This is a genomic window from Sulfuricurvum sp. RIFOXYD12_FULL_44_77 (assembly GCF_001830725.1).
Taxonomy (GTDB): domain Bacteria; phylum Campylobacterota; class Campylobacteria; order Campylobacterales; family Sulfurimonadaceae; genus Sulfuricurvum; species Sulfuricurvum kujiense_A.
In genome coordinates, this window is sequence record NZ_MIBU01000268.1 from 1 (window position 1) to 4,793 (window position 4,793).

The 4,793-nt window shown below is 43.8% G+C and carries 3 protein-coding genes and 1 pseudogene; all 4 read left to right on the forward strand.

Going from position 1 to position 4,793, the window contains the following annotated elements; all coding sequences use genetic code 11:
• Positions 1 to 41: 41 nt before the first annotated feature.
• Positions 42 to 611 carry an aminodeoxychorismate/anthranilate synthase component II gene (locus A2517_RS09610; RefSeq protein WP_294896464.1) on the forward strand — a complete coding sequence of 190 codons (570 nt, stop codon included), beginning with the start codon at positions 42 to 44 and terminating at the stop codon, positions 609 to 611.
• Positions 608 to 1,795: a hypothetical protein gene (locus tag A2517_RS09615; protein ID WP_294896466.1), complete on the forward strand. Its 1,188-nt coding sequence runs from the start codon at positions 608 to 610 to the stop codon at positions 1,793 to 1,795. The genes A2517_RS09610 and A2517_RS09615 overlap by 4 nt, the downstream gene beginning before the upstream one ends.
• 90 nt (positions 1,796 to 1,885) lie before the next feature.
• A pseudogene (locus tag A2517_RS09620) lies at positions 1,886 to 3,123 on the forward strand (ATP citrate lyase citrate-binding domain-containing protein).
• Positions 3,124 to 3,132: 9 nt separating this feature from the next.
• The coding region (locus tag A2517_RS09625) for a citrate/2-methylcitrate synthase (protein ID WP_294896468.1) at positions 3,133 to 4,793 on the forward strand (1,661 nt) is incomplete at its 3' end.

Below are 4,793 nucleotides of genomic sequence, written 5' to 3' on the forward strand. Positions count from 1 at the left end.
ATAGCTTGTATAATACAATTAAAGCGTGGTAAGGAAAAGCAATGATTTTAATGATTGATAACTATGACAGTTTTACCTACAACATTGTTCAGTACTGCTTGGAACTTGGGGCTGATTTGAAAATTATCCGTAACGATGAACTCACGGTCGAAGAGATCGAAGCACTCCACCCTGAAAAAATCATTATCTCTCCGGGACCTGCAACTCCCGATGATGCAGGGGTAACCCTTGAGGTCATTCGCCACTTTGCCGATAAAGTTCCTATTTTAGGGATATGTTTGGGGCATCAAAGTATCGCTCAAGCCTTCGGCGGCAACGTTGTACGGGCAAATCGGATGATGCACGGCAAAACCTCAAAGATGGTACGTCAGGGAGAAACCCCGATTTTCAACAAACTTCCCGAAATGTTTACGGCAACTCGCTACCACTCGTTGATTGTCGAGCAGGAAAATCTCCCCGATGTGATTATTCCGACGGCGTATAGCGAAGACGACCATGAAATTATGGCGTTGGAGATCAAAGACAAACCGATTTACGGCGTTCAGTTTCACCCCGAATCGATTATGAGCGAATTCGGGCATGAGATACTCAACAATTTTCTAAAACTATGAGAGAAAAAGTCCTTTTTTCTATAATAATAGGGATTAATTTTTTAATCCTGCTGTTACAGATTCAAGGGCTCTCTATCGGCTATCACGAAGCACAGATTTTATACGGTGACTTTTCCCCTCTACAATTTTTAATCTCTTCTTCTCTCCATTTTTTCGGACAGAATGACTACGCACTTAGAGTACCGATGATTGTGTTGCATCTGTTTTCGGTAGTTCTCCTGTATGCTATTTCAAAACACTATGTTTCGCGCGATAGTGATCGTTTGTGGATTGCCCTCATTTATGTTCTTTTACCGGGTGTCACCAGCGCGGCATTGGTTGTCGATAATGCCGGATTGGTGATCGTCTCCCTTTTTCTATTTGGGTATCTTCATTTGAATTATGGGCGATACGCCTTAGGATTGCTCCCTTTCTTGATCGCTATTGACCCCGCATTCGCCTATCTTTTTTTCGCAATTGCCTTGTATGGAGTTTACCGAAAAGAGTATTTCTATGCCATTTCGGGCACTGTTGCTCTCGTCGTATCTCTGAGTTTCTACGGAATTCATATCGGCGGTTCTCCTGAAAGCCGTTTTCTGGATGCATTGGGTGTTTATACCGCTATTTTTTCTCCGATCGTATTTTTGTATCTTTTTTATGTCCTTTATCGTCGTATGATCGCCAAAGAGTGGGATTTAATATGGATGATTGCTATGAGTGCCTTTATGATCTCTTTGCTCCTTTCATTTCGGCAAAAAGTGGAAGTGCAAACTTTTGCCCCCTTTTTGCTTTTGGCGTTACCTCTTGCGGCACAAACCTTTTTCCATACCTATCGTATTAGACTGCGCGAATTTCGCGGACGTTACCGAATCCTTTTTTACAGTGCATTTGCCCTCCTTATCATTAATGTTTTGGCTGTTTTCTTTAATCACTATTTTTACCGTTTTTTGAGCAAGCCAACACGCCATTTTTCCTATCCGATGCATGTTGTTAAAGAACTCTCGGGCGCATTGCATCATGAAAATATTCAGTGTGTTGATGCAGGGGCTGAGAAACTGCAATTGCGGCTTCGTTTTTACGAAATCACTCAGTGTGATGAGTACCGTTTGGAAAGCCAGTTTAATCCATATGGCAAAAAGGTTACAATAAGTTACATAAATACACCTATTTATGAGACATATGTTACCAAAGTAAACAAAAAGTAATCTTCTTCTCCTGAAAAACATCCCAGATGTCCTTCAAACTCTCTATAGATGATATAATTTTCGTTAAATAGATTATTCGAAGGAGTTGCAATGGCTCAAAGAGCGATTCGTGAATACGACGGTAAAGCAATTTTCTCTAAACATTGGAAAAACACGGTTTTGAATGGTTGAAACAAGAAGCTCTTGTAGCAAAACCGGATATGCTCTTCGGTAAACGTGGTAAAAACGATCTTGTATTGTTTAAAACCAATAAACCGGGTGATGTTACCCTTGAAGAAGCCGCAAAATGGATTGATGAAAAAATTTCCCACGAAACGACGCTTCTCTCAGGTCAACACGGGACATTAACTCATTTTATTATTGAGCCGTTCACTCCGCACTCTCAAGACCAAGAGTACTATATTTCAGCAACGACGGTCGGTGAAGACGATGTCCTTTATCTATCGGCTGAGGGCGGTATGGAAGTTGAAGAGGGGTGGGAAGAGAAAGTTAATGAAGTAACGATTCCTATCACTATGGACGATGCCAATATCGCTCATTTGATCCGTGCAAACGTCCCTGCAGGTATTCCGGCAGAGAACAAAGAGCGCTTTATTACATTCGCTGAGCAGTTTTATAAATTTTACCGTGATTTGAACTTTGCCTACCTTGAAATCAACCCGATCGTTATGATCGGTAACGATATGCACATTCTTGACCTTGTCGCACGCCTTGATGACACTGCAGGGTTTATGATGGGTGAATCATGGTGCGGTGCCGAGTTCCCGACAGCGTTTGGAATGGAAGATCAATCTCCGGAAGAAAAAGCGATCGCGGAAGCAGACTCGAAATCGGGTGCTTCATTGAAACTTACTATTCTTAACCCTATGGGTCGTATCTGGACGATGGTAGCGGGCGGCGGTGCATCGGTTGTGTATGCCGATACCATTGCGGATCTTTCAGGCAACGTTGCGGATCTTGCGAACTATGGTGAATACTCAGGCGGACCAACTACGGGTGAAACCAAATTTTACGCGGACACGGTTTTAGATTTGATGACACGTCACAAAGATCCGAAAGGGCGCGATAAAATCCTTATCATCGGGGGGGCTATTGCCAACTTTACCGATGTTGCGAAAACCTTTACAGGGATTATTCAATCGTTCGAAACCTATGCGGATCGGATGAAAGAGCATAATACACGTATTTATGTACGACGCGGCGGACCTAACTATGAAAAAGGTCTCAAAGATATCAAAGAAGCGGCAGACCGTTTAGGTCTTTATATCGAAGTTTATGGGCCAGAAACACACGTTACGGATATCGTACGTATGGCTCTTGAGAAGTAAGGAGAAAATATGGGCGCTTTATTTACAAAAGATACACAAGCAATTTTTTGGAACAACAATGCAAGTGCAATTCAACGTATGTTGGATTATGATTATGTCATCAATCGCACAAAACCTTCCGTTGCGGCAATTGTTGCTCCAACTTCAGGGAACAAATTCGAGAAATTTTTCTATGGTCCGGACGAGATTATGGTTCCGGTTTTTCGTAATACTATCGAAGCGGCTGCAGCATTCCCAAATGCAGACGTTCTTTTAAACTTTGGATCTTTTCGTACAGCGTACGATGTTACGATGGAAGCGATTACTCTTAAAGGGCAATTTAAAACCATCATGGTTACGGCTGAGGGGATTCCTGAGCGACTTGCGCGTAAAATGAATCAAGCGGCTCGTGATGCGGGTGTCGTTGTAATCGGACCGGCTACCGTCGGCGGTATCGCTCCGGGCGGATTCAAAATCGCAAACGTCGGCGGAACCATCGAAAACATCATCAACTCTAAACTTCACCGTGCAGGTTCATGTGGACTTGTTACCCGCTCAGGCGGTTTGTTCAATGAACTCTCCAACATCATCAGCATCAATGCTGACGGTATTGCTGAGGGTGTAGCGATCGGTGGAGACCGTTTCGTTGGATCGGTATTTATTGATAACCTTCTTCGTATGGAGAGCAACCCTGAAGTTAAATACATGGTTCTTCTCGGAGAAGTAGGCGGAACTGAAGAGTATAAAGTAATCGAAGCAGTCAAAGCGGGCAAGATCAAAAAACCGATCATCGCATGGTGTATCGGTACGATTGCTAAGCATTTCAGCTCAGGTGTTCAATTCGGTCACGCAGGTGCTTCGGCAAATGCGGATGCAGAGACGGCAGCCGCTAAAAATGAAGCGATGGCAGCAGCAGGTATCTATGTACCAGCAAGCTTCAACGATCTTCCACACACAATCGCGGAAGTGTACGGAAAACTTCGTGCAGCCGGAACTATCGGCGAAATCGTTGAGCCTGAATTGCGCTCAGTACCAAAGGTACGCCGTAAAAAAGAGTTCATTTGTACGATTTCAGATGACCGCGGTGATGAAGCGACGTATGCGGGTTATCCGATCAGCTCAGTCGCTACTCCGGAAACCGGTTTCGGAATCGGTGATGTTATTTCATTGCTTTGGTTCAAAAAACGTTATCCGAAATGGGCAACCGATTATCTTGAGACGGTTATTAAAACCGTTGCCGATCACGGTCCAGCCGTTTCCGGTGCACACAATGCAAAAGTTACCGCTCGTGCAGGGAAAGACGTTATCAGTTCACTCGTAACAGGTCTTTTGACTATTGGACCACGCTTCGGTGGAGCGATTGATGATGCGGCTCGTTATTTCAAATACGCAAATGATCGTGGAATGTCTCCGGCAGAGTTCATCGATTACATGAAAAAAGAGGGTAAAACGATCTCTGGTATCGGTCACCGTATCAAATCGGTGCGTAACCCTGACCTTCGTGTATCGGGATTGAAAAAATACGCGGCAGAGCACTTCCCTGCTACGCCGTTGCTTGATTTTGCTCTTGAAGTTGAAAAATTGACCACGTCGAAAAAAGATAACCTTATCTTGAATGTTGACGGTACTATCGGTATCTTAATGGTTGATATGTGGCGTGCCCTTGGATATTCTGAAGAAGAGATTGACGG

What these genes read in the sequence shown, in the direction of transcription:
- A2517_RS09610 (WP_294896464.1), top strand. Translation starts at nt 42, where the DNA reads ATGATTTTAATGATTGATAACTATGACAGTTTTACCTACAACATTGTT.
- A2517_RS09615 (WP_294896466.1), top strand. Translation starts at nt 608, where the DNA reads ATGAGAGAAAAAGTCCTTTTTTCTATAATAATAGGGATTAATTTTTTA.